This is a genomic window from Rhodococcus sp. JVH1 (assembly GCF_000280725.2).
GTDB classification, from domain to species: Bacteria; Actinomycetota; Actinomycetes; order Mycobacteriales; family Mycobacteriaceae; genus Rhodococcus_F; species Rhodococcus_F jostii_A.
On sequence record NZ_CP166289.1, the window covers coordinates 5,603,271 to 5,625,328 of the forward strand.

The window sequence follows — 22,058 nt, forward strand, 5'->3', positions numbered from 1 at the left end:
GAAGAATCAGGAAAGGTGACCATGACCGGAATCAAGCCGATCGTCGTGGGTGTGGACGGATCCGAGGCGGCCTCGGCCGCAGTGGCGTGGGCCGCGCGCGCCGCCGCCGCCCTGTCGCTCCCGCTGCACATCGTGACAGTGGTGCACATTCCTGCCTTCTATTACACCGAGCCGTACCTGGCCGAGAGTTTCAAGGAAGAACTCGAGGACACGGCGAAGGCCCGGTTGGGCAGTGCGCGGGTGCACGCCAAGCAGACGGTGGACGAGCCGCTCGACATCACCACCGAACAGCACGAGGGCAAGGTGAGTCAGACACTCATCGAGCTCTCCGCGCACGCGCACATGGTGGTGCTCGGTTCGCGCGGGCACGGTGAGTTCACCGGTCTGCTGGTCGGATCCACCACCTCCGCGGTCGCCGCGCACGGCCATTGCCCGCTGGTGGTCGTGCGGGGGCGGACCATGGACGGGCAGCCGCCCACGGAGGGGCCGATCGTGGTCGGCGTCGACGGCTCGGAAAGCAGCAAGGCGGCGGTGGAAGTGGCGTTCGAGCAGGCCGCCGCCCGCGGTGCGAGCCTGGTCGCGGTCAATGTGTGGAGCGATGTCAGTGTGCAGCCGTCGCTCGGCGCCAGCCCGGAGGACCCGCTGTGGAGCAGCATCCAAACGGGTGAAGAGGTGGTGCTGTCGGAGCGTCTCGCCGGATACCAGGAGCGGTATCCCGACGTGACGGTCGAACGCGTCGTGGCGCGGGATCGTCCGGTGCGGGTGCTCAGCGAGTTCGCCGAGAAGGCGCAGCTGATCGTCGTGGGCAGCCGCGGCCGGGGTGGATTCAAGGGAATGCTGCTGGGCTCCACCAGCAATGCGTTGCTCCACACCGCGGATTGCCCGGTGATGATCGTCCGGCCGGAAAGCTAGCGCCCCCGATCACGACGACTGTGCGGTAGCCTTCGCGCGACTTCGCAGAGGAGGTTCGAGTGCCGACACGGGAACTTTTCTGCGCCTGCCTGCGCGCGATTCGAACGTCGGTGTCAGCACACTCGAACTGGTGGATCGCGATCGCGACCATCCATGAACGCCCGGCCGTGCGCGATCCATCCGGGTGACGGTCACCTATCCTGCCGGATTCGCCGCGGGCGAACCCGCTCCCTTCCCGTCGCCAACGTCGACGGAGCGCTCCTGTACGCGAACACGGCGAGCCCGATCGTCTCCCAGGATCCCGGCACCCCACTGCTCAGCGTGCTCAATTCGCGTCACGCCGAGAGCCCCGAAGGCCGTGACAGGTTCTGGGGGCAGAGCACTACGCCCCGCAGGCGATCCCCGATCCCCCCGGAATGGACGTGCCCGCCGGCTTCAGCCTCGGCACGCCTCCCCGCCAGGAGGTGGTCGACACGACCGACGACCTCGTGGCAGGGATGTTCGACCGCTTCTTGAAGGGGGCTCCGGCGCCCGAACTCGACGACGCCGCGTCGCGGTACCCGCTGGTCTTCGAGGTGCGTTAACGAGCCGCGACGCGTTCGCCGCGGCGTGCCTCGCGGGCGACCACGCGATCCCGGGACTCCTCGAACCGGGCGGCCTTGCCTTCCAGGTTCTGCAGGAACGCCGCGAGTTCCTCGCGGCAGCGTTCACCGTCCGGTCCGAAATCGTTACGCTCGAACATGTTCCACTTGCGGAGCACGGGCAGGACGACGTCGTCGAGGTGCTGGCGGAGGTCGTAGATGCCGCCCTTCGCGATCAGGACCGCGTTGCGGCGGAAGTTGTGCATGCCCGCGCCGGGCATCTGGAAGTTGGTCACCACCTTGTGGATCGCGGCAATCGCCTGATCGGGTGCGACGTCCAGGGCGGCACCGACGATGTTGCGGTAGAACATCATGTGCAGGTTCTCGTCGGCCGCCACCCGGGCGAGCATCCGGTCCGCGATCGGATCACCGCACGCCTTACCCGTGTTCCGGTGCGACACCCGGGTGGCCAATTCCTGGAACGTCACGTACGACACCGAATCCAGCATGGACCCGCCGCCGGGATCGAAGCCCTGGGTCATGTGGTCCATTCGGGCCTGCTCGAGCGCTACCGGGTCGACCCCTCGCGTCACGACCAGATAGTCCCGCATCACGATCGAATGCTTGTTCTCCTCGGCGGTCCACCTGCCCACCCACGTGCCCCAGGCGCCGTCGAGTGAGAAGTGCTGGGCGATCTCGCGGTGGTAGGACGGCAGATTGTCCTCGGTCAGCAGATTGGTGATCATCGCCGCCCGCGCGGTGTCGCTGAGCTGGGACTGCTCCGGATCCCAGTCGTCGCCGCCCAGCGCCGCGAAGTTGCGGCCGTCGTCCCACGGGACGTAGTCGTGGGGATGCCAGTCCTTGGCCATGACGAGGTGCCGGTTGACGTTGTCTTCGGCGACGTCCTCGAGTTCGTGCAGCAGTTCGCGGTCCGTGAGTACGCGGCTCACCAGGGCACTCCGTTTCTGTTCTGTCAGTATCCGATTCGCAAGATCAGTTGTGGATGGCCAGGCACGTCGAGTCGACGTGCCAGCCGGCGCGCCGAATCGTCGACGCGAAGCGGGTGGGAGAGAATGGAGGCGCCCAGCCGGGCGTCGACGGCGGTCAGCCACGCCCGTTCGACCGCGATGCCGGTGCGGACCAGGTCGATAGACTCCTGTGTGTCCGATACGAACACGAGGACGGTCTCGCTCTCGATGGCTGCGGCGAGCCGTGCGGAGTCGGGGACGCCGCGGGTGACGACGGTGTGGATCGCGTCGACCGACTCGTGACCGCCCTGCGGCAGCCAGTGCGACGTCCACGGAAAGAGGTCGCGCTGGTGGCAGGGATCCTGCCGAACCCGGTCGGCGGAATAGAGAAGGACGTCGGCGAGCGCGGGCGCCTCGTCCGCGGCGAGTAGCCGAGCGCGGACGCCCTCCGTCTCCGCCGCGGCGACGATGTCGGCGATGGTTGCCGCGGGAACCGGTATGTCGGCGAACGCTTCTCGATGACTCCGGCGGCGGGCCATCGCGGAGAACAGCCTCAGATCGGTGCTCGACGGGGAAGCTGTGCCCACGGCCCGAACGGACGCAACGAGGTCGGGCCTGTGTGGATCGGGCAGCAGGTCGGTCTCGATTTTCTTGCCGAGCGCCCGCAACGCGAGTTCCACGTTCGCGACACCCGCACCGCACGAGATCAGGCGGTCGGCGCGTGGTGTGTCCGTGAATCCACGACGCTCCGTGACCTCCGCGCACCTGCCGTCGAGCCGCAGATCCCATGGCTGCGTGTCGTGGACCGACGGGGCCGAGACGATGGCGCGGGAGACCACCTCGATGTCACTGAGCGACCAGCTGTTCATCGCGACCTCCACTTGTGGTGTCCGGGTGTTCCCCCGCAACCTCAGCCTTCCGCGCGCCGCGGCGCCTGCGCTTGGGTCGAAGGTCCCGAATGCGTGAGGGAGAGGTCCCGGAGGGGTGGGCACCGGTCGCCGGCGCGGTACGGTTCGAGGAGAAGACGGTGGAGGTGCAAATATGACCACGCGGGTGTTCCTGGTCGACGACCACGAGATCGTGCGACGAGGCCTGGTCGATCTACTCGGCAGCGTGCCCGACCTCGAGGTGGTCGGCGAGGCTGCGTCGGTCGGCGAGGCGATGGCACGGATCCCGGGCAGCGGCGCCGACGTCGCCGTGCTCGACGTCCGGTTGCCCGACGGAAACGGCGTCGAACTGTGCCGGGACCTCCGCACGGCCCTGCCCGAACTGCGGTGCCTGATGCTCACGTCGTACTCCGACGACGAGGCGCTGTTCGACGCCATCATGGCAGGCGCGTCCGGATTCGTCCTCAAACAGATCCTCGGCACCGACCTGGTTGCCGCCGTGCGGACGGTGGGGGAGGGCGGTTCGCTGCTCGACAGCAGGGCGACGTCGGCGCTGATGAACCGGATCAGGTCCGCGCGCCGGGAAGACCCCCTGGCGGAACTGTCCGAGCAGGAACGCGCCGTGTTCGAGTTGATCGGCGAGGGGCTCACCAACCGGGAGATCGCCGAGCGGCTCTTCCTCGCCGAGAAGACGATCAAGAACTATGTGTCGCGGCTGTTGTCCAAACTCGGGATGCAACGACGCACGCAGGCCGCCGTGCTGGCCACCGAATTACGCAACCAGCGCTGAATTCTTTCTCACGTCAACGGAACCCGCCAGGTGACGACGGTTCCGCCACCCTCGGCGTCGACGGTGCAGACGCCGCCGCAGTGCTCGGCGCGCCGATCGAGGTTGTCCAGTCCGCTGCGCCGGGCGCCGTCGGCGATCCCGATGCCGTCGTCCGCGACCGTGACGGTGAGGTCGTCCCCAGCGACCACCGAGATGTCGATGGTGGTGGCCCGCGCGTGCCGCAGCGCATTGCTCAGGGCTTCCCGCAGCACCGCCTCCGCGTGCTGGTGAATGCGGCTGGGCACGAGAGTGTCGATGGCGCCGGAGAACTGGACGTTCGGCGCGATCGGTGACTGGGAGGTGAGGTCGCCGACCACGTCGAGGAGGCGACGGCGCAGACTGGTGGCGGACGCGATGCCGGTGGCCTGCAGATCGAAGATGGTGGTGCGGATCTCGCGCACCGTCCGATCGAGTTGCTCGACCGCGGTGGCCACGATGGAGCGCACGCCGTCCGGAACGCCCCCGACCGCGTGCGTGCTCTGCAGGCTCATGCCGGTGGCGAACAATCGCTGAATGACGTTGTCGTGCAAGTCGCGCGCGATACGGTCGCGATCGGCGAGCACCGACAGCAGGCGTTGCTTGCTCTGCTGATCAGAGAATTCCACCGCGACAGCAGCCAGGTCGGCCACCGATTCGAGTCGGGCGACCTCGTCCGGATCCCACGCGGTGTTGCCGCGCGCCGTGACCACCAGGACCCCGCCGACCCCCGACGCCGTCGACAACGGCAGCACCGCGGCCCGGCCCGCCTCGGCGGAGAACGGCTCGAGACCGTCGAGACCCGTCAGCAGTGCGGGAGTGCGGGAGCGCAGCACCTCGGCGAACGGCTCGGCCTGGGTGGCGATTCGGAAGCTGTTGCGAAGCGGCCGCACCGTGCTGTCCGCGCCGACCACCGCGCCCTCGCCGAGCGTGACGACGATGAAGACCTCGTCGCCGCTGGACAGTTCGCGTACCTCGGCGGCGAGTGTGTGGAGTGTTTCGTCGAGTGATCCGCCGACCATCAGCCGGGACGTGATCGCCGCGACGGCCGTCAACCACCGCTCCCGCGTCCGCGATTCCTCGAACAGCCGCGAATTCTCCACCGCCACGCCTGCCGAGGTCGCGAGCGCACGAAGGATCACCTCGTCCTCGTCGGTGAACTCGGGTCCGCTGAGTTTCTCGGTGAGATAGATACTTCCGAAAACCTTGCCCCGCATCATGATCGGCATGCCCAGAAAGCTCTTCATCGGTGGATGATCGGGCGGGAAGCCGATCGACCCCGGGTGATCGGCCAGGTTGGCCAGGCGCACCGGGCGGGGGTCGTGGATCAGCAGTCCCAGCAGACCGAGGCCTTCGGGCAGATGGCCCATGTGCGCGCGCTCTTCCGGCGTGATGCCCTCGTAGACGAACTCCGAAAGCCCCCCGTCGGGGGCGTGGACGCCGAGCGCGCCGTACCGGGCGTCGAGGAGGGACGTGGCGGAAGTGACGATGCGTTGAAGGGTGGAATCCAGTTCGAGTCCCGACCCGACCACGAGGACCGCCTCGAACAGTCGCTGCAGACTTCGGCGGGTGGGGATCACGTCGGCGAGCCCCTCCCGAAACTCACTGATCCTCGCCTGGTGCCCACCGTCCGATCCCATGTCTGCAGCATAGGTCGGGGGACGGCGTAACGCCGCGAACCGCGGCGTCGATAAGGGCTCGAGTGTTTACTCATTCGAACTAATGCTTACCCATTGACGTGACGAGGGAGAAGAAGAATGAATCGACGGCACTTCGGACGACGGGTCGCGGCAGGTCTGACCGCTGCAGTGGCAGCGACGATGATGTTCACCGGTGTCGTGTCGGCGCAGCCCGCAGATTCCGCCCCCGTCGTCGATCCGGCCACCGCGATCGCGAAGCTGCGCACCGTCGCCGCCGGTAACCCCGAGGCCGAAGCCGCCCTCGAGCGACTCGCCGCGTCGCCGACCGACACCGCGGCAACGAACATCGCCCTCCCGGGCCAGATCTTCCAGATCCCCGCGTACTCCGACACCGGGCAGGGCGGTCCGGTCCTCGGACAGCTGTACGGCGCGGGCGTGGCGACCAACATGAGCAACCAGTTCCGCTTCGGATTCTTCGGCGGACCGGGCGTCATCGCGAACGACCAGACCGGCGCCGAACTCGACGTCGTCTACTACAGCTTCGCCACCGGTGCCAGCGGCATCGTGAAGCTGGACCAGAACAACGTCGCGGTTCCCACGGTCGTCTCCTCGCCGCCGGTCGCCGGGCTCGGCAGCGGTCTGGTCGTGGCGGCGGTGTACGGCTCGCTGAACCATCAGGTGGGACCGAACGTCGTCAAGAGCACGATCTGGTGGCCCACCCTGGGCACCGTGCTCGCCTGACCGTTTCGAGAACTCAGGTGGCAGGTCCGGCTCCCGGCCGGGCCTGCCACCACTCTCTCCAGCGCTCTTCGAGTTCTGCCCACTCCACGTCGTCCAGGTCGTAGGCCGCCAGCAGGATCTGCGCACCGCCGTTGGGGCGTGCCGCGTTGACGGGCTGCTCGCCGAACTGCAACAGTCCCGGGCCGAGGTCGTCGACACTCACCGCTGTCTGGTGTTCGCCCACGAAACACACGACCCCGTGCAGCAGATCGCCCGTCTCGGCGACCACGGTGAAATGATCGCCGACCGCCATGCCCTCGAGTTTGTCGAGGCCGAGCAGGTGCCGCGCCGAATCACCCTCCGCGACCGGGCCTTCGAGGAACAGCGTGCGACGCTCGGCGAGTCCGTGCCGCTCGATGCCGAACTTGAGGAACTGCAGGAACGTGGTCCAGCCCTCGGTGACGTCGTCGTACCAGTCGTCGGCGGCGGGGTCGCCGCTTCGGGGCGGGCGTGTGATCCGCACCAGCGTGGTGCCCTCGTGCTCGTGGAGGCTGAACCTGTCGGCGCCGTTGAGGGCCAGAGTGAAGGCGGCGGCGTCCTCTTTCACGTCGTCGAAGTAAATTTCCCTGATCTCGTCGGCCAGGCCGGCGTAGTCCCAGCCGTGCCAGCGCCGGATCAACTCCGGGTCGCGCAGGGCAGGCCACACCACCGACGGCGCCGCAGCGACGGACACCTCGATCACGGGCTGGGATTCGGTCACGCGTTCTCCTGCGTCTTCGCTGTTGCCGGTCCGACATGCACCACCGACCGCCGGAGATGCACCACCATGACGACGAACGCCACGCACCACACGGTGAATGCACACCACAGTTCGGCACTACCGACGATACCGACGAGTGGAAGATGGTCCGCACGCCCCAGATAGATGCCCGCGACCGCGTACATGCCGAGTGGGAAGACGATGCTCCACACGGTGGCGTCGTAGCGCACCGGAACCTTGTTCGCGACGTGACGCCCGATCACCCAGATATCAGGTCGAACCCGCCCAGCTTCATGCCCACCGAGATGATGCCGCTGGCCATCACGATCGCGAAGTAACCCGGGTTCAGGCTTCGAACGGACTCCTCGACACGATCGAGCACGACCGTCACATGGCGACGGTGAGCAGGAACGCGACGTCCTCGATCGCCTCGACGCTGTGCCGATCGGTCGGAAGGACCAGCAGGTCGCCGGTGGAACCCTTCCACGAGTCCTCGCCGGACACGAGGTTCAGTTTGCCGCTGAGAATGAACAGCGTGGCCTCGCCCGGGCTCTCGTGTTCGGCCATCTTCTGACCCGCGGCCAAGGCGATGACGGTCTGTCGGAGGCTGCGGCGATGCCCGCCGTACACGGTCTGCGAACTACGGCCGCTGGACGTCCCGCCTGCCAACTTCAGTTGCTGACGGGCAAGGGCGGTCAGTGACTTCTTGTCCATGAGGTGAGTATGAACCACTGCGCGCACCGTCACCCGTCGAATGGGGTAACGGTGCGGCGGCAAAGGGGGCCGGTCAGCGCCGGGTGAGGGCCCAGCCCTGGGCTGCCGCGAACGCGCCGACCACCACGGCCTGCAGCAGCACCCAGACGACGCCGACGGTGGTGAGGTGCTGCCACTCCGTGAGGACCAGGGCCACGCTCGCGCCCACCCAGACGACGTTCGCGAGGACGACGCCTCCACCGCGGCCGGCGAGGGACGGTCCGGCACGCTCACCGCCCACACCCCGGCGGTGAAGACGAGCAGGAAGACGCCGATGGCACGCAGGAAGCCGGCGGTCGGGCCGAGGACGTCGTCGAGCACGGTGGCGGCGGCGAGGTAGGCGACGCCGTTGGCGCCGGTCACGACGGCGTCGACGCGGAGGGCGAGGCGCAGTGGGGAGAGAGCGGTGCGGGTTTCGAGTGCGGCGATCATGTCGGCGGTCCTCACGTGAGACGAGTGAACGGGTACGTCACTCAGACTCGCGCCGAAGCCGAATGCTCTCAATTACCTCGCAGGTAATGCTCGCGTGTAGGTGATCCACCGGTACCGGGTGCCGTTCTTCGCCGACGTGAGCCACTCACCGGTGTCCTGCGCGTGCCAGGAGTCGTCGATCGGGGGTGCCCAGGCGTCGCCGTCGATCGTGACGTCGATCTCGGAGACCAGCAGTTGGGTGGCGAACGGCATTGCCGCCGTGTAGATCTGGGCGCCGCCGATGACGCAGACGTCCTCGTCGGTGAGCGCGAGCGCGGAGCCGAGCCCGTCGGCGGACTCGGCGCCCTCCGCAGTCCAGTCGGGCTGACGGCTGATCACGATGTTGCGCCGCCCGGGCAGGGGCCGGAACCTCGGCGGCAGCGAGTCCCACGTCCTGCGGCCCATGATCACCGGGTGACCCTGCGTCACCTGCTTGAAATACGCCATGTCCTCGGGGACGTGCCACGGGATCGTGTTGTCGAGGCCGATGACGCCGCCGACGCCCTGGGCCCAGACCAGCTTGACCTGCCGCGCCGCCACTAGACGGCCACCGGCGCCTTGATGGCGGGGTGGTGCCGGTAGTCGACGATCTCCACGTCCTCGAAGGTGTAGTCGAAGATCGACTCCCGCTTGTTCAACTTCAGCGTGGGGTACGGCAACGGCTCCCGGCTCAACTGCTCGGTGACCTGGTCGACGTGATTGTCGTAGATGTGGCAGTCGCCGCCCGTCCAGATGAAGTCGCCCGGTTCGAGCCCGGCCTGCTGCGCCACCATGTGGGTGAGGAGCGCGTAGCTCGCGATGTTGAACGGCACACCCAGGAACAGGTCGGCGCTGCGCTGGTACAGCTGGCACGACAGCTTGCCGTCCGCGACGTAGAACTGGAAGAACGCATGGCACGGCGCCAGCGCCATCTGCGGGATGTCGCCGACGTTCCACGCCGACACGATGATGCGACGCGAGTCCGGGTTCGACTTCAGCGTCTCGATGGTCTGGGTGATCTGATCGATGTGCTCGCCCGACGGGGTCGGCCAGCTGCGCCACTGCACGCCGTACACCGGGCCCAGTTCGCCGTCCGCGTCCGCCCACTCGTCCCAGATCGTGACACCGTTGTCCTGGAGCCACTTCACGTTGGAATCGCCGCGCAGGAACCACAACAGTTCGTAGACGATCGACTTGAGGTGCACCTTCTTCGTGGTGATCAGCGGAAACCCGTCCGCGAGGTTCCAGCGCATCTGATGACCGAAGACGCTCTTCGTGCCGGTCCCGGTGCGGTCTGCCTTCGGGGTACCCGTGTCCATGACGAGTCGGAGCAGGTCTTCGTACGGGGTCGGCACAGTCACGGCGTCCAGTTTAGGCGGCTCCGCCGCCCGTGAGTGGTTTGCGGGTCCCTGGACTCCTTGCGCACTCACGAGCGCTAGCCTTCGCCCATGCGTGAACTCTTCGTGATCGGCATCGGCGCCGGCGACCCCGACCACGTGACGGTCCAGGCGATCAAGGCGATGAACAAGGCCGATGTGTTCTTCGTCATCGGCAAGGGCGACGAGAAGCAGGACCTCGTCGATCTCCGCACCACGATCCTCGAGGAGCACGTCGCCGGCCCGTACCGCGTCGTGGACGTCGTCGATCCGCCCCGCGACCGCACGCCGTCCGACTACGAGGGCGTGGTGGACGACTGGCACGAGCGCCGGGCGGCGCTGTTCGAGGCGGAGTTCGCGTCCGAGCCGGGGGTCGGGGCGATCCTGGTGTGGGGTGATCCCTCTCTCTACGACAGCACGCTCCGGATCGTCGAGCGGGTGCTCGCCCGGGGCAACGTGTCGTTCGACTACTCGGTGATTCCGGGCGTCACCAGCGTGCAGTCGCTGGCCGCGCAGCACCGCATCGTGCTCAACCGGATCGGCGAACCGGTGCACATCACGACCGGCAGGCGACTGGCCGAGGGTCTGCCCGACGGCGTCGACAACGCGGTGGTCATGCTCGACGCCCATTGCACGTTCACCCAGGTCGCCGGCGACGACGTCCTGATCTGGTGGGGCGCCTACCTCGGCACACCCGACGAGGTGCTGATCTCCGGTCGACTGCGCGACGTCGAGGACGAGATCCAGCGGGTTCGCGCCGAATTGCGCGAACGCAAGGGCTGGATCATGGACACCTATCTCCTCCGCAGGTGAGTGAGAAAGCGTGGAGGACCACACTTCGGCGCTCCGCTACCGTTAGCCTGGGACCATGCCCGAGCTGCCCGAGGTGGAGGCGTTAGCCGAGTTCCTGCGTGAACATGCCGTGGGAGCGGTCGTCGGCCGAGTGGACGTGGCGGCCCTGAGCGTGCTCAAGACGTTCGACCCCCCGATCACCGGCCTGCAGGGCCGCGACGTGACGGGTGCGGCCCGGTTCGGCAAGCACCTCGCGCTCGACTGTTCCGGGTTGTGGCTCGTCACCCACCTCTCGCGTGGGGGCTGGTTGCGCTGGACCGACAACCCGTCGGCGGCGCCGCCGAAACCGGGGAAGGGTCCGCTGGCGCTGCGCGTGCACTTCTTCACCCCGGAGGGCGCGACGCCGGCGTTCGACCTCACCGAGGCGGGCACCAAGAAACGGCTCGCGGTGTGGGTGGTGCACGACCCGCAGGAGGTGGAGGGGATTGCCCGGCTCGGACCCGACGCCCTCGCCGTCACCGAACCCGAGTTCGCCGCACTGCTGTCCACCACGTCGGCGCGTATCAAGAATGCGCTCGTCGACCAGTCGCTGCTCGCCGGCGTCGGTAACGCGTACTCCGATGAAATCCTGCACACCGCAAAGATTTCCCCGTTCGCCACGTCGCGCACCCTGCCGGAAGACCAGGTGCACGTGCTGTACGACGCGATGCGGTCCGTGTTGAGCGACGCCGTCCAGAGGTCGCTCGGCCAGGACGCGGCGCGGCTGAAGGGGGAGAAGCGATCCGGGATGCGGGTGCACGCCCGGACCGGCCTCCCCTGTCCCGTCTGCGGCGACACCATCCGGGAAGTGTCGTTCGCGGAGAAGTCTTTTCAGTACTGCGCGACGTGTCAGACCGGAGGCAAGGTGCTCGCCGACCGCCGGATGTCGCGACTGCTGAAGTAGGCGTCGGTGCGAAACGGTGCCCGCATATAGTTGTGACCATGCGTGAACAGGCACCCGTACGGTTCGGTACACCTCTGACGGCAGGCGCGACGCGCGTGATGCTGCTCGGGTCGGGTGAGCTGGGCAAGGAAGTGATCATCGCCCTCCAACGGCTGGGGGTCGAGGTGATCGCCGTCGACCGCTACGACAACGCGCCGGGCCACCAGGTGGCGCACCGCGCGCACACGATCGACATGAGCGACCCGGAGGCGCTGTTGCGTCTCGTCGAGGAGGAGCGACCCCACTTCGTGGTCCCCGAGATCGAGGCGATCGCCACCGATGCGCTGGCCACGGTCGAGGAGCGCGGCACCGCGGTGGTCATCCCCACCGCACGGGCGACGCAGCTGACCATGAACCGTGAGGGGATCCGGCGCCTCGCGGCGGAGGAGTTGGGGCTGCCGACGTCGCCCTACGAGTTCGCCGAATCGCTCGAGGAGGTCCGGGCGGCCACCGAGCGGATCGGCTTTCCCTGCGTGATCAAGCCGGTGATGTCGTCGTCCGGAAAGGGGCAGTCCACGGTGCGCGACACCGGCGGCGTCGAGACGGCCTGGGAGTACGCGCTCGCGGGCGGCCGAATCAATTACGGCCGCGTCATCGTGGAGGGGTTCGTCGACTTCGACTACGAGATCACCCAGCTCACCGTCCGGGCAATCGGCGCCGACGGCGAGGTGGGCACCTTCTTCTGTGAGCCCATCGGGCATCTGCAGGACTCGGGCGATTACGTGGAGTCGTGGCAGCCGCAACCGATGAGCGACGCGGCACTCGCCCGGTCGCGGGAGGTGGCCGAGAAGGTGACCGCAGCGCTGGGTGGGCGCGGGATCTTCGGTGTGGAACTGTTCGTGAAGGGCGACGACGTCTACTTCTCGGAGGTCAGTCCGCGACCGCACGACACTGGGTTGGTCACCCTTCGGACACAACGACTCTCGGAATTCGAACTGCATGCCCGCGCCATTCTCGGCCTGCCCGTCGACACCACCCTCACGACACCCGGTGCGTCCGCGGTGATCTACGGCGGCGTCGACGCCACCGGTATCGGCTTCGACGGCGTCGCCGACGCGATGGCGGTCCCCGAGACGGACCTCCGCCTGTTCGGCAAGCCCGAGAGCTTCGTGCGCAGGCGGATGGGTGTCGCCGTGTCCACGGGACCGGACGTCGAGACCGCGCGCAGCCGTGCGCGGGAGGCGGCGTCCCGCGTCGAGCCCGTCGCGTGAGTCCGGGCGCCGAACTCCTCGTCGGCCTGGCCGTCGTCATCGGGCTCGTCGGAATCGTCATCCCGATCCTGCCCGGCACGATCCTCATCTTCGCGGCAATCCTGGTGTGGGCCATCATGACCGGTGGTGCGACGGCGTGGACGGTGTTCGCGGTCGCAACGGTGTTCCTCGTGATCAGCGGCGTCGTCAAATACACCTGGCCCGGTAAACGGATGCGCACCGCCGGGGTTACCGGCAGGTCGTTGATCGTCGGCGGACTGGCCGGGATCGTGGGGTTCTTCGTCGTTCCCTTGGTGGGGTTGTTCCTCGGTTTCATCGCGGGAACGTATGTGGCCGAGCTCTACCGGTTGCGTGCGCACAACCGGGCGTGGGCGTCGACGTGGCACGCCTGCAAGGCCGTCGGACTGTCGATGCTGATCGAACTGCTCGGCGCCCTGATCGCCTCGGGTGTGTGGCTGGCAGCGGTGGTCGCGACGTAGGTCGTTCGAAATCGTCGCGGAGGGGTATCCAGAAGCGCCCTCCACCTGCGATGATGAAATGCGGATGTTGATCTTCCCGGCCAGCGGAGGAATACGCCGTGAACAAGAAGACGACCTGGATCCTGGTGCCCCTCGCTGCCGTGGCCCTCTCCCTGAGCGGCTGCGGCGACGACTCGTCCGACTCGGCGGCGCCGAGCACGACCAGCGCGGCCGCAACGAGCAGCGGCGAAGCGGCGCCCGCGTCGAACATGATGGAGAAGGTTCCGTCACCTTTCGTGATGACCCCGCAGATGGAGCCGACCTACGTCGGTGCGGTCGACGGATCCGACGCGTACGTCGCGCTGGCCCGGTCCGGGGACGACATGATCGCCTTCGTGTGCGACGGTGATCAGATGTGGAGGTGGATGACCGGCACCATGGACGGCGACAAGGCGACGTTGTCTTCGCCGGACGGAGCCACACTCACCGCGTCGATGAGTGACGGCACCGTGACGGGGCAGGTCAGCGCGCCGGGCATGCCCGACAAGGCGTTCGTGGCCCACCCGGCCGCTGCGGAGGAAGGCATGTTCCGCGCAACCACCAATCACGACGGCGCCGATTACACCCTCGGCTGGATCATGACCGCCGACGGCGTCCGGGGGCTCGAACGGCAGGCCAACGGATCGAGCACCGGTGCCATCGCGGTCGACCGGAACGACGACCAGATGGACGATCGGCAGCGTGAGCGGCGGCAGGAACGCCGCGAACAGCTGGACTGCGACGAGATGCAGAACTACAACACGTGGCTGGTGGCGCAGCCACAGACGCCGCCGGTGGCCGACATGGTGTCGATGAACGGCGTGCAGATGGAAGGCTGTTGACGCGGGTCCTGCGTGCTAGCAGGTTCCTCCGGGAGCGTCGCAGCGGTACCAGGCGCGTGCGTTGCCGCCCATGACGGCGTCGAAGTCGTCGCCCACCGCATCCGCGACGATGTCGATGTCGCTGTCCTGGAACACTCTTCGGGAACGACTACCCGGAAGGTCGGTGCCGAACATCAGCGCCTCGGGGTTGACGGCATGGATCTTGCGCAGCACGTCGCCGACGTTCTCGATGGTGGTCCGCCCGAACCCGGTGGCCTTCACCCGAACTCCGCGGTCGACCAGGTCGAGCAGGTACGGCAGACCCCGTGTCGACATCCCCAGGTGGTCGATGCACACGGCGGGGAGCTTCGCGAACACCGGCTCGAGCGACAGCAGCAGCGTGGCGTCCACGTAGAACTCAGCGTGCCAGCCGGCCAGCTCGTATGCGCGCAGGGCCTGTTTGGTGAGGAGCTTCACGTCGGTCGCGCTGCGCCGGAGGTTGAATCGGAGGGCCCGCACCCCGGCGCTGTCGAGTTCGAGGATGCTCTCGTCGGTGGCGTCGGGCTCCATCTGGGTGACGCCCACCCAGCTGGGGCCGAGTTCCTCGAGCGCCGCCTTCAGATAGTTCTGATCGGTGCCCTGATACGAGGCCGTGACGACGGCGCCGCCGTCCACACCGAAGCCTTCCGTGCGCGCCCGGTAGTCGGCGATGGTGAACGGCTCCGGCAAGTAGCCGTGGTTCTCGACCACCGGGAACCGGGGGTCGATGATGTGAACATGGGCGTCAAACACGACTTATATCCTGCCTTGTGCGGGGGACACGCTGCGTGGCGGAGCGGTGCGCGAGTGCTGGTACAAGCGTCCTACACATACGTCTCAGACTCTTTAGGGTGAGGTCATGGGAAATCGCGAAGACCTGATCGACGGTGCCGCGCGCAGCCTGTACGACAAGGGCTACTCGCGGACGACTGCCCGGGACATCGCGTCGGCCTCCGGGGTGAGCCTCGCGGCGATCGGCTATCACTTCGGCACCAAGGAGGCGCTGCTCCACGCCGCCCTGTACCGGGAGATGGAGCGCTGGGGTGACGACCTCGCGACGGCCGCCGCGAAGAAGGTCGAACCCGGCATGAGTCCGACCGAACGATTCGAAGCCATCTGGACCGGTGTCATCGAGTCGTTCACCGCCCATCGTCGGTTGTGGATGCTGCAGTTCGAACTGCTCGGGCACCTGGACTCCCTGCCGGAATTGAGAAAGAACCTGGTGGCGTCGACCGCCGACGCCCGCGAAGGGCTGGTCGAACTCTTCGGTGACGCGGGCATCGAGCCCGGCCGGGCACACACACTGGGCGCTCTCTACCAGGCGCTGCTGCTCGGCGTTGCGGAGCAGTGGCTGGTCGACCCCGACCACGCGATGTCCGCCGGGGAACTGCTCACGGCGTTGCGGGCGCTGTCGTCACACCTGGCCTGAGACGACGGAAGGGAACCCCCGCAGGAGGTTCCCTTCACACCGATTCGGAAGATCAGGCCTTGTCGGGCTCGCTGGCCTTGAGCATGTCCTCGCGCTCGACGACCTTGATCCGCTCACGGCCCTCGGGCTCGCCGAGGCTGCGCTCGTGCGCATCGAGGCGGTACCAGCCCTGCCACGTGGTGTACGGGACCTGCTTGCCCTCGAGGAACTCGATGATCGCGTCCTCGGACGGGTTGGCGGGCTCGGCGAAGCCGGACCGGTCCTCGAGCAGGTTCGCGACGGTCTCGTTCGCGTCGCCCTTGGTGTGGCCGATCAGGCCGACCGGGCCGCGCTTGATCCAGCCGGTGACGTAGGTGGCGGGCATGAACCGGTCGTTGCCCTCGGCGGTGTCGTCGGCGATGACGCGTCCGGCCTCGTTCGGGACGGTGCCTGCCTGCTCGTCGAACGGGAGCTTGGCGATGTTCTGCGACAGGTAGCCCACCGCGCGGTACACGGCCTGCACGTCCCAGTCGTTGAACTTGCCGGTGCCCTTGACGTTGCCGGTGCCGTCGAGCTGGGTGCGCTCGGTGCGCAGGCCGACGACCTTGCCGTCTTCGCCGAGCACCTCGGTGGGCGATTCGAAGAAGTGCAGGAACAGCTTGTGCGGACGGTTGCCCACGTCGCGGATGGCCCAGTCCTGCAGGGTGTTGGCGACCATGTCGACCTGCTTGGAGTTGCGGCGCGCCTGCTCGGAGCCCTCGTCGTAGTCGATGTCCTCGGGATCGACGATGACCTCGATCGTCGGGGAGTGGTCGAGTTCACGCAGCTCGAGGGGGGTGAACTTGGCCTGCGCCGGTCCGCGGCGGCCGAACACGTGGACCTCGACGGCCTTGTTGGCCTTGAGTCCCTCGTAGACGTTGGCGGGGATCTCCGTGGGCAGCAGTTCGTCGCCGGTCTTGGCGAGGACGCGGGCGATGTCGAGGGCGACGTTGCCGACACCGAGGACGGCGACCTTCTCGGCCTCGAGGGGCCAGGTGCGCGGGACGTCGGGGTGGCCGTCGTACCAGGAGACGAAGTCGGCGGCGCCGTAGCTGCCGTCGAGTTCGATGCCCGGGATGTTCAGGGCACGGTCCGCGTTGGCGCCGGTGGAGAAGATCACCGCGTCGTAGAAATTGTGCAGGTCTTCGAGGGTGATGTCGCTGCCGTAGTCGATGTTGCCCAGCAGGCGCACCGACGGCTTGTCGAGCACCTTGTGCAGGGCGGTGATGATGCCCTTGATGCGCGGGTGGTCGGGGGCGACGCCGTACCGGATCAGACCGAAGGGGGCAGGCATCCGCTCGAAGAGGTCGATGCTGATCCCGCCGTCAGACGCGGCATCGGATTTCATGAGAGCGTCGGCTGCGTAGATACCGGCGGGGCCGGCACCCACGATCGCAACGCGCAACGGACGTGTCTGATCAGTCATCTGGAGGGAACTACCTTCTGATGGGCGGACAACGAAACCTCAGCTTAAATTAAGCCCAGCCTAATCGGGTGGCCGAGGTGCGGCAGACAGGGCAGAGCCCATTCTCGGGACGCACCCCTGTAGAGGGTAGTCGTCTTCGCGTTGGGGGGTCACAAACACGATTTGTAGGGGCTGCTCTATACACTCGTGGCCACGCCGAGATCGAAGGGAAGTCATGTCCGGTTCGAGCGAATCGCCCCAGCGCGACGCGGGAGGCACCGAAGATCCGGTGGATCCCCGCCGCACCACGGCGGTGCCGTTCATCGCCGCCGTCACCGTCATCGTCGTCATCCTGGTTGCCATCGTCGTGTCCAGCAGGCTCTCGCCCGCCGACGAGAACGTCACGGAAGCGGACCGCATCAACCGCTCGGTCGCCGACTTCATCCAGGCCCACAACCACGACGACGCCGATCTGCAGAAGACGCTGGTCTGCTCGTCGTGGTCCGACGACCGGTCGGTGCTCCGCGACCGGGAAGGCGAGATCACACTGAAGGGCGTCGAATCGTCCGAGGTCAACGGGGATCGTGCCCGGGCGGAGGTCCGGGTCAGCGCCGACGACGGCAAGGGCGAGACGACGGATACCTGGCAATTGACACGGGACGGCGAGACATGGGTCGTCTGCAACTGACCGTTGCCCGGAAGGGCATACCGAACAGGGTTGTGAAAAGCTGACATGGTGAGTTACGCAGGCGACATAACGCCGGAGCATGCCTGGGAGCTGCTCCGCGAGAATCCCGACGCTGTGCTCGTGGATGTGCGGACGGACGCCGAGTGGAAGTACGTCGGAGTCCCCGACACCACCTCGCTCGGGCGGAAGACCGTGCTGATCGAATGGGTCAGCTACCCGACGGGCACTCGTAACGACAACTTCGTGGACCAGCTGAAGGAGGCCGGGATCGCGGGCGGCGAGAACGCCCCGGTGATCTTCCTGTGTCGCTCCGGCCAGCGGTCCATCGGTGCGGCGGAAGCCGCGACAGCGGCGGGCATCGGCCCGTCGTACAACGTGCTCGACGGTTTCGAAGGCGGCCTGGACGCCGAAGGTCATCGTGGGGCGGTCGGCTGGCGGGCGCTGGGCCTGCCGTGGAGGCAGTGGTGAGTGCAATTCCCCGAGGCGGTGCGTTCGACAAGGCGCTGCCGGACGACATCGGCCAGGGCACGATCAGCGTGCGCGGAGGAACCCTCCGTTCCGGTTTCGAAGAGACGTCCGAAGCGATCTTCCTGAACTCCGGCTTCGTGTTCGAGAGCGCGGGAGCGGCCGAGGCGTCGTTCACCGGCGAGATCGACCACTTCGTCTACTCCCGGTACGGCAACCCGACCGTGAAGATGTTCGAGGAGCGGCTACGCCTCATCGAGGGCGCAGAAGCGTGTTTCGGCACCGCCAGCGGCATGTCCGCGGTGTTCACCGCACTGGGCGCGCTCCTGAAGGCCGGCGACCGGCTGGTCGCGGCGCGCAGCCTGTTCGGCTCCTGCTTCGTGGTGTGCAACGAGATCCTGCCCCGCTGGGGCGTGGAGACAGTGTTCGTCGACGGTGAAGACCTCGACCAGTGGGAGAAGGCTCTGTCCGAGCCGACCACCGCGGTGTTCTTCGAGACGCCGTCGAACCCGATGCAGACGCTCGTCGACGTGCCCCGGGTGGCGGAGCTCGCGCACGCCGCCGGCGCAAAGGTCGTGCTGGACAACGTGTTCGCGACGCCTCTGCTGCAGCACAGCCTGGAACTCGGTGCCGACATCGTCGTCTACTCCGGCACCAAGCACATCGACGGCCAGGGCCGTGTGCTCGGCGGGGCGATCCTCGGACCGCAGGACTACATCGAAGGTCCCGTCCAGAACCTCATGCGCCACACCGGGCCGGCGCTCAGCCCCTTCAACGCGTGGACGCTCCTCAAGGGACTCGAGACGATGCCGATCCGGGTGCGGCACTCCGTCGGCTCCGCACTGGAGATCGCCCAGTTCCTCGAGGGCCACTCCGCGGTCGACTGGGTCAAGTACCCGTACCTCGAATCACACCCCCAGCACGAACTCGCCAAGCGGCAGATGAGCGGCGGCGGCACCGTCGTCACCTTCGCGCTGAACGCATCCGAGAGCGAAGCGAAGAAGCGGGCATTCGAACTCCTCGACGCCCTGCGGCTGGTCAACATCTCCAACAACCTCGGCGACTCCAAGTCGCTCATCACCCACCCGGCCACCACCACCCACCGGGCGATGGGCCCGGAAGGTCGTGCAGCCGTGGGCATCACCGACGGCGTCGTCCGGCTGTCCGTGGGACTCGAAGACACCGCCGACCTGCTGACGGATCTGGAGCAAGCGCTGGGATAGGGCCCTACAGGTCTAGGCTCGTCGCCGGCGCGACCGCGTCGAGGCGTTCGGCGGTGGCTCCGTCCTGGGTGTCGTACCGGCGTGCGCACTCGGCGAGGTTCGTCGACATCTCGGCCACAGTCCGCTGCAACAACTCCAGCCGATCGTCCAGGTAGGACGTGAACCGGCCGAACGCGGCGCCGGCCGCCCCCGGCCACGCGGCATCCGAGTCGGCGAGGGCCGCGTCGGTGGTGTTCAGCTGTGAGGACGCATCGTCGAACAGGACGTCGAGCTGACCGGCCGCCGCTCGTAGGGCCGCCGAGTCGACGTGGATGGAACCGCTCATTTTCGATCCTTCGTGTCGGTCGAGACGAGATCGGACTCCCGCGGACGCGATCGATCCGTTAGGGTACGGGCATTATGCATCCTGGGGGGGATCGTGAATCTGAGGGACATTGCCCAGTGGGACACCCGCGCGCTGCAAGCCTTGCAACGGTCGCTGTCGGTGCGGGCGGCGACGATCCGTTTCGTGCAGGACGGTCTCGCCGACATCGGCCGGTTGCCGGCGTGGCACGACGACGCCGCGAACGCCGCACGTCGGCGGTTCCGGATCGTCGCGGAGGATCTGAGCGGTGAGGCTGCGGCGATCGCCGTCGTCGAGAAGCTGGCCGGCGACCTGGTCGACGCGGTCACGCACCTGAAATCCGAACTCGACGGCCTCCGCGAAGCGGCCGCCGCCCACGGTATGGCTCTGCCGGACAGCGGGGACATCGCCGAGACGCCGGGACCGCCCGGCGACACCTCGGGGACAGCGCGGCGCGACGAACTCCGGGCCGCGGCCCGGGCGCTGATTCTGCGGGCGGAAGACCTCGTCGCCGACGCGGCCGCGGTCCTGACGCGGGCCGCGGACGGCGTGGCAGAACCCGGTGAGGCGGATCGCCCGGGCACCGGACTGTCCGCCCCGGCGCCCCCGCGGGACGGCTCACCTCTGGACAACCGCGAGTACTGGGACGCCCTGCCGGCAGCCCAGCGCCGCAAGGTGATCGAGCAGCATCCCGAATGGGTGGGTGATCGCGACGGCATCCCGTCCGCGGTGCGGCACGAGGCGAACGTGAGCCGGTTCGACGACGAGCGGTCGCGGTGGGAGAGGGAACGGGACCGGCTCCGGGAAAGGCTGGACCGCAGCATGTTCGGTGGAGCGTTCACCGACGACGACGCCGAGTTGTGGTACGCCGAGCAGAAGTTGCGGGACCTCGACGACCTCGAGAAACTCGTGCGCGATCACCCTGACGGCAGGCTGATGCTGCTGGACCTGCAGTCGGGTGACCGGACGATGGCCGCGTTCGCGCTCGGCGACCCGGACACCGCCGACCACATCGCCGTCACCACGCCGGGCATCGACACGACCGTTGCCTCGCTGCGCGGGATGACCGAGGAGGCGGCGGCGCTGAGGGCCGAGACCGAACGGCAATTGGACCTGGCAGGCCGCACGAGCGACACGGTGTCGACAATTGCGTGGCTGGGGTATCAGCCGCCGACAACCACCGGTCCGGGCAATTACGACGTGCCGTTCATCGACCAGAATCTCGGGCGCGGGTGGCTCCTCGATTCCTGGCAGTCCGACCGCGCGACCGCCGGTGCCCCGAAGCTCGCCTCGTTCTACGAGGGTCTCGACGTCGCCTCGCAGACGCCCGATCCGCACATCACCGCGCTCGGCCATTCGTACGGTTCGTACACCCAGGGCCTGGCCCTGCAGGATGCGGGACCGCGACAACCGGTCGACGACGCCGTGTTCTACGGTTCGCCCGGGTTCGACGCGAACGACGAATCGGATCTCGGGTTGGCGCCCCGGCACGGGTTCGTGATGCGCGCGCACGACGACCCCATCACCGTGGCAGACGGGTTCGGCAGGCTCGGCCCCGATCCGGTGCAGACGGACCTCGAGCAACTGTCGGTGCGCGAGGCGGCGACCCCGGACGGCGTGCGGCGGGAGGATGCCAGCGGGCACAGCGAGTATCCGCGGCCGAGTGGCAATGGGGAGCTACGGACGTCCGGCTACAACATGGCGGTGATCGTCGCCGGCATGCCGGAACTGGCTGTCCGGTGACGGCCCGCGGCGAATGGGCAAGGAAGGCGGTCGCCGTGATCGGCGCGGCGATCCTGACGAGCGGATGTGATGGCGTGACGGACAACCCGTACAACTTCAGCGACGAGGAGGTTGCGGCGGCGGCAGCGAGCCTGAGCGACCAGCCGACACTCGCGGTCACCGAGCGGCAGGTCACCGATGCGCTGGCGCGGATCAGCGAGGTCGTCGCGGCGATTGCACCGGATGTCCGGTGGCAGTGGCATCGCGAACGCAGCCAGGGCGGCGGATGCCCGGGACCGTATGCGTACACGGAGGGGCAATCCGTCACCACGCCGGTATTGCTGTCCGACACCCCGATCCGCGACGCCGACTGGCCCGCCGTGCTGGCCGCGGCCCGTGCGATCACCGCCGACGCCGGAATGGACCGGCTCGACGTGCAGGCCGACCGACCCGGACATCACGACGTGACGTTCGCCGGTGGGGACGGGAACCGGATCACGTTCGGGACGTACAGGGCAGCGACGATCAGGGGCATCACCGGCTGCCGCCACCCGTGAGTACTTGTTAACGT

At 67.7% G+C, this 22,058-nt stretch carries 28 protein-coding genes; 15 read left to right on the forward strand and 13 right to left on the reverse strand.

What is annotated here, in order from left to right:
* The first annotated feature begins 21 nt into the window (after positions 1–21).
* Together JVH1_RS25980 and JVH1_RS25985 are read left to right on the forward strand one after the other, a co-directional pair.
* Entirely contained in the window at positions 22–912 is an 891-nt protein-coding gene (locus JVH1_RS25980; protein ID WP_009474929.1) for a universal stress protein, read from the forward strand.
* Positions 913–1,328: 416 nt separating this feature from the next.
* Positions 1,329–1,496 carry a hypothetical protein gene (locus JVH1_RS25985; RefSeq protein ID WP_009474927.1) on the forward strand — a complete coding sequence of 56 codons (168 nt, stop codon included), beginning with the start codon at positions 1,329–1,331 and terminating at the stop codon, positions 1,494–1,496.
* Here the strand turns inward: JVH1_RS25985 and JVH1_RS25990 are convergent.
* Complete coding sequence (locus JVH1_RS25990) at positions 1,493–2,443, reverse strand: acyl-ACP desaturase (protein ID WP_009474926.1); 951 nt, start codon at positions 2,441–2,443, stop codon at positions 1,493–1,495. The two genes, JVH1_RS25985 and JVH1_RS25990, sit on opposite strands and share 4 nt — an antisense overlap.
* A 23-nt stretch (positions 2,444–2,466) precedes the next feature.
* On the reverse strand, positions 2,467–3,330 hold the full coding sequence (locus JVH1_RS25995; RefSeq protein WP_009474925.1) for a nitroreductase family protein: 864 nt from the start codon (positions 3,328–3,330) through the stop codon (positions 2,467–2,469).
* Between the two features lie 172 nt (positions 3,331–3,502).
* On the opposite strand from JVH1_RS25995, the gene JVH1_RS26000 reads away from it, so the two are divergent.
* The gene (locus tag JVH1_RS26000; protein ID WP_009474923.1) at positions 3,503–4,138 is read left to right on the forward strand and encodes a response regulator transcription factor; all 636 of its coding nucleotides are present in this window, start codon (positions 3,503–3,505) and stop codon (positions 4,136–4,138) included.
* Positions 4,139–4,146: 8 nt separating this feature from the next.
* Here the strand turns inward: JVH1_RS26000 and JVH1_RS26005 are convergent, their stop codons facing one another.
* Positions 4,147–5,793 (reverse strand): GAF domain-containing sensor histidine kinase, encoded by a 1,647-nt coding sequence (locus tag JVH1_RS26005; RefSeq protein ID WP_009474922.1) that lies wholly within the window; start codon positions 5,791–5,793, stop codon positions 4,147–4,149.
* 117 nt (positions 5,794–5,910) lie between these two features.
* Between JVH1_RS26005 and JVH1_RS26010 the strand changes: the two genes are divergently transcribed.
* Positions 5,911–6,534 (forward strand): hypothetical protein, encoded by a 624-nt coding sequence (locus tag JVH1_RS26010; protein WP_009474921.1) that lies wholly within the window; start codon positions 5,911–5,913, stop codon positions 6,532–6,534.
* A gap of 13 nt (positions 6,535–6,547) precedes the next feature.
* Here the strand turns inward: JVH1_RS26010 and JVH1_RS26015 are convergent, their stop codons facing one another.
* The 7 genes from JVH1_RS26015 to JVH1_RS26045 form a co-directional block, all read right to left on the reverse strand.
* Positions 6,548–7,273, reverse strand: coding sequence for an SRPBCC domain-containing protein (locus JVH1_RS26015; protein WP_009474920.1), 726 nt, complete (start codon positions 7,271–7,273; stop codon positions 6,548–6,550).
* Positions 7,270–7,536, reverse strand: coding sequence for a C4-dicarboxylate ABC transporter (locus tag JVH1_RS26020; RefSeq protein WP_009474919.1), 267 nt, complete (start codon positions 7,534–7,536; stop codon positions 7,270–7,272). The genes JVH1_RS26015 and JVH1_RS26020 overlap by 4 nt, the downstream gene beginning before the upstream one ends.
* Positions 7,533–7,664 carry a hypothetical protein gene (locus tag JVH1_RS26025; RefSeq protein WP_272942755.1) on the reverse strand — a complete coding sequence of 44 codons (132 nt, stop codon included), beginning with the start codon at positions 7,662–7,664 and terminating at the stop codon, positions 7,533–7,535. Before JVH1_RS26025 ends, JVH1_RS26020 begins: the two co-directional genes overlap by 4 nt.
* Positions 7,661–7,987, reverse strand: coding sequence for a cupin domain-containing protein (locus JVH1_RS26030; protein WP_005254209.1), 327 nt, complete (start codon positions 7,985–7,987; stop codon positions 7,661–7,663). Before JVH1_RS26030 ends, JVH1_RS26025 begins: the two co-directional genes overlap by 4 nt.
* Positions 7,988–8,060: 73 nt before the next feature.
* Positions 8,061–8,267: a hypothetical protein gene (locus JVH1_RS26035; RefSeq protein ID WP_371113042.1), complete on the reverse strand. Its 207-nt coding sequence runs from the start codon at positions 8,265–8,267 to the stop codon at positions 8,061–8,063.
* Positions 8,268–8,530: 263 nt separating this feature from the next.
* A complete protein-coding gene (locus JVH1_RS26040) occupies positions 8,531–9,037 on the reverse strand; it encodes a dihydrofolate reductase (RefSeq protein ID WP_009474916.1) in 507 nt (168 codons plus the stop codon).
* Positions 9,037–9,837 carry a thymidylate synthase gene (locus JVH1_RS26045; protein WP_011595038.1) on the reverse strand — a complete coding sequence of 267 codons (801 nt, stop codon included), beginning with the start codon at positions 9,835–9,837 and terminating at the stop codon, positions 9,037–9,039. The genes JVH1_RS26040 and JVH1_RS26045 overlap by 1 nt, the downstream gene beginning before the upstream one ends.
* An 87-nt stretch (positions 9,838–9,924) precedes the next feature.
* On the opposite strand from JVH1_RS26045, the gene cobF reads away from it, so the two are divergent.
* The 5 genes from cobF to JVH1_RS26070 all read left to right on the forward strand — a co-directional run bounded on the left by cobF (position 9,925) and on the right by JVH1_RS26070 (position 14,176).
* The gene (gene cobF, locus JVH1_RS26050) at positions 9,925–10,665 is read left to right on the forward strand and encodes a precorrin-6A synthase (deacetylating) (RefSeq protein ID WP_009474914.1); all 741 of its coding nucleotides are present in this window, start codon (positions 9,925–9,927) and stop codon (positions 10,663–10,665) included.
* 55 nt (positions 10,666–10,720) lie between these two features.
* Positions 10,721–11,587, forward strand: a complete 867-nt coding sequence (locus JVH1_RS26055; protein WP_009474913.1) for an Fpg/Nei family DNA glycosylase — start codon at positions 10,721–10,723, stop codon at positions 11,585–11,587.
* A gap of 38 nt (positions 11,588–11,625) precedes the next feature.
* Positions 11,626–12,837, forward strand: a complete 1,212-nt coding sequence (purT, locus tag JVH1_RS26060; RefSeq protein ID WP_011595036.1) for a formate-dependent phosphoribosylglycinamide formyltransferase — start codon at positions 11,626–11,628, stop codon at positions 12,835–12,837.
* The gene (locus JVH1_RS26065; protein WP_009474911.1) at positions 12,834–13,316 is read left to right on the forward strand and encodes a DUF456 domain-containing protein; all 483 of its coding nucleotides are present in this window, start codon (positions 12,834–12,836) and stop codon (positions 13,314–13,316) included. Before purT ends, JVH1_RS26065 begins: the two co-directional genes overlap by 4 nt.
* Before the next feature lie 98 nt (positions 13,317–13,414).
* The gene (locus tag JVH1_RS26070; protein WP_009474910.1) at positions 13,415–14,176 is read left to right on the forward strand and encodes a hypothetical protein; all 762 of its coding nucleotides are present in this window, start codon (positions 13,415–13,417) and stop codon (positions 14,174–14,176) included.
* 15 nt (positions 14,177–14,191) lie between these two features.
* Here JVH1_RS26070 and JVH1_RS26075 read toward each other — a convergent pair whose 3' ends face one another.
* Complete coding sequence (locus JVH1_RS26075) at positions 14,192–14,947, reverse strand: amidohydrolase (protein ID WP_009474909.1); 756 nt, start codon at positions 14,945–14,947, stop codon at positions 14,192–14,194.
* Positions 14,948–15,053: 106 nt separating this feature from the next.
* Between JVH1_RS26075 and JVH1_RS26080 the strand changes: the two genes are divergently transcribed.
* The gene (locus JVH1_RS26080; protein ID WP_009474908.1) at positions 15,054–15,623 is read left to right on the forward strand and encodes a TetR/AcrR family transcriptional regulator; all 570 of its coding nucleotides are present in this window, start codon (positions 15,054–15,056) and stop codon (positions 15,621–15,623) included.
* Positions 15,624–15,675: 52 nt separating this feature from the next.
* Here the strand turns inward: JVH1_RS26080 and JVH1_RS26085 are convergent, their stop codons facing one another.
* Positions 15,676–17,067, reverse strand: a complete 1,392-nt coding sequence (locus JVH1_RS26085) for an FAD-dependent oxidoreductase (RefSeq protein WP_009474907.1) — start codon at positions 17,065–17,067, stop codon at positions 15,676–15,678.
* A 214-nt stretch (positions 17,068–17,281) separates the two neighbouring features.
* Between JVH1_RS26085 and JVH1_RS26090 the strand changes: the two genes are divergently transcribed.
* Genes JVH1_RS26090 through JVH1_RS26100 form a run of 3 tightly spaced genes read left to right on the forward strand, consistent with a single transcriptional unit; the run spans position 17,282 to position 19,422 of the window.
* Positions 17,282–17,734: a hypothetical protein gene (locus JVH1_RS26090; RefSeq protein WP_009474906.1), complete on the forward strand. Its 453-nt coding sequence runs from the start codon at positions 17,282–17,284 to the stop codon at positions 17,732–17,734.
* A gap of 48 nt (positions 17,735–17,782) precedes the next feature.
* Positions 17,783–18,202 (forward strand): rhodanese-like domain-containing protein, encoded by a 420-nt coding sequence (locus JVH1_RS26095; protein ID WP_005562410.1) that lies wholly within the window; start codon positions 17,783–17,785, stop codon positions 18,200–18,202.
* Positions 18,199–19,422, forward strand: a complete 1,224-nt coding sequence (locus tag JVH1_RS26100; protein WP_009474904.1) for an O-succinylhomoserine sulfhydrylase — start codon at positions 18,199–18,201, stop codon at positions 19,420–19,422. Before JVH1_RS26095 ends, JVH1_RS26100 begins: the two co-directional genes overlap by 4 nt.
* Before the next feature lie 4 nt (positions 19,423–19,426).
* Here the strand turns inward: JVH1_RS26100 and JVH1_RS26105 are convergent, their stop codons facing one another.
* Positions 19,427–19,747 (reverse strand): type VII secretion target, encoded by a 321-nt coding sequence (locus tag JVH1_RS26105; RefSeq protein ID WP_009474903.1) that lies wholly within the window; start codon positions 19,745–19,747, stop codon positions 19,427–19,429.
* A 93-nt stretch (positions 19,748–19,840) separates the two neighbouring features.
* Here JVH1_RS26105 and JVH1_RS26110 point away from each other — a divergent pair, with 93 nt between their 5' ends.
* Complete coding sequence (locus tag JVH1_RS26110) at positions 19,841–21,508, forward strand: alpha/beta hydrolase (protein ID WP_009474902.1); 1,668 nt, start codon at positions 19,841–19,843, stop codon at positions 21,506–21,508.
* Positions 21,505–22,044: an LppA family lipoprotein gene (locus tag JVH1_RS26115; RefSeq protein ID WP_043778946.1), complete on the forward strand. Its 540-nt coding sequence runs from the start codon at positions 21,505–21,507 to the stop codon at positions 22,042–22,044. The genes JVH1_RS26110 and JVH1_RS26115 overlap by 4 nt, the downstream gene beginning before the upstream one ends.
* The last annotated feature ends 14 nt before the right edge of the window (positions 22,045–22,058 follow it).

Bases quoted from the DNA above. Each gene is read 5' to 3' on its own strand.
- JVH1_RS26000 (WP_009474923.1), top strand. From the start codon at position 3,503: ATGACCACGCGGGTGTTCCTGGTCGACGACCACGAGATCGTGCGACGA.
- JVH1_RS26055 (WP_009474913.1), top strand. From the start codon at position 10,721: ATGCCCGAGCTGCCCGAGGTGGAGGCGTTAGCCGAGTTCCTGCGTGAA.
- JVH1_RS26030 (WP_005254209.1), bottom strand. From the start codon at position 7,987: ATGGACAAGAAGTCACTGACCGCCCTTGCCCGTCAGCAACTGAAGTTG.
- JVH1_RS26090 (WP_009474906.1), top strand. From the start codon at position 17,282: ATGTCCGGTTCGAGCGAATCGCCCCAGCGCGACGCGGGAGGCACCGAA.
- JVH1_RS26005 (WP_009474922.1), bottom strand. From the start codon at position 5,793: ATGGGATCGGACGGTGGGCACCAGGCGAGGATCAGTGAGTTTCGGGAG.
- JVH1_RS25995 (WP_009474925.1), bottom strand. From the start codon at position 3,330: ATGAACAGCTGGTCGCTCAGTGACATCGAGGTGGTCTCCCGCGCCATC.
- JVH1_RS26085 (WP_009474907.1), bottom strand. From the start codon at position 17,067: ATGACTGATCAGACACGTCCGTTGCGCGTTGCGATCGTGGGTGCCGGC.
- JVH1_RS26080 (WP_009474908.1), top strand. From the start codon at position 15,054: ATGGGAAATCGCGAAGACCTGATCGACGGTGCCGCGCGCAGCCTGTAC.
- cobF (WP_009474914.1), top strand. From the start codon at position 9,925: ATGCGTGAACTCTTCGTGATCGGCATCGGCGCCGGCGACCCCGACCAC.
- purT (WP_011595036.1), top strand. From the start codon at position 11,626: ATGCGTGAACAGGCACCCGTACGGTTCGGTACACCTCTGACGGCAGGC.
- JVH1_RS25980 (WP_009474929.1), top strand. From the start codon at position 22: ATGACCGGAATCAAGCCGATCGTCGTGGGTGTGGACGGATCCGAGGCG.
- JVH1_RS26010 (WP_009474921.1), top strand. From the start codon at position 5,911: ATGAATCGACGGCACTTCGGACGACGGGTCGCGGCAGGTCTGACCGCT.
- JVH1_RS25985 (WP_009474927.1), top strand. From the start codon at position 1,329: ATGGACGTGCCCGCCGGCTTCAGCCTCGGCACGCCTCCCCGCCAGGAG.
- JVH1_RS26105 (WP_009474903.1), bottom strand. From the start codon at position 19,747: ATGAGCGGTTCCATCCACGTCGACTCGGCGGCCCTACGAGCGGCGGCC.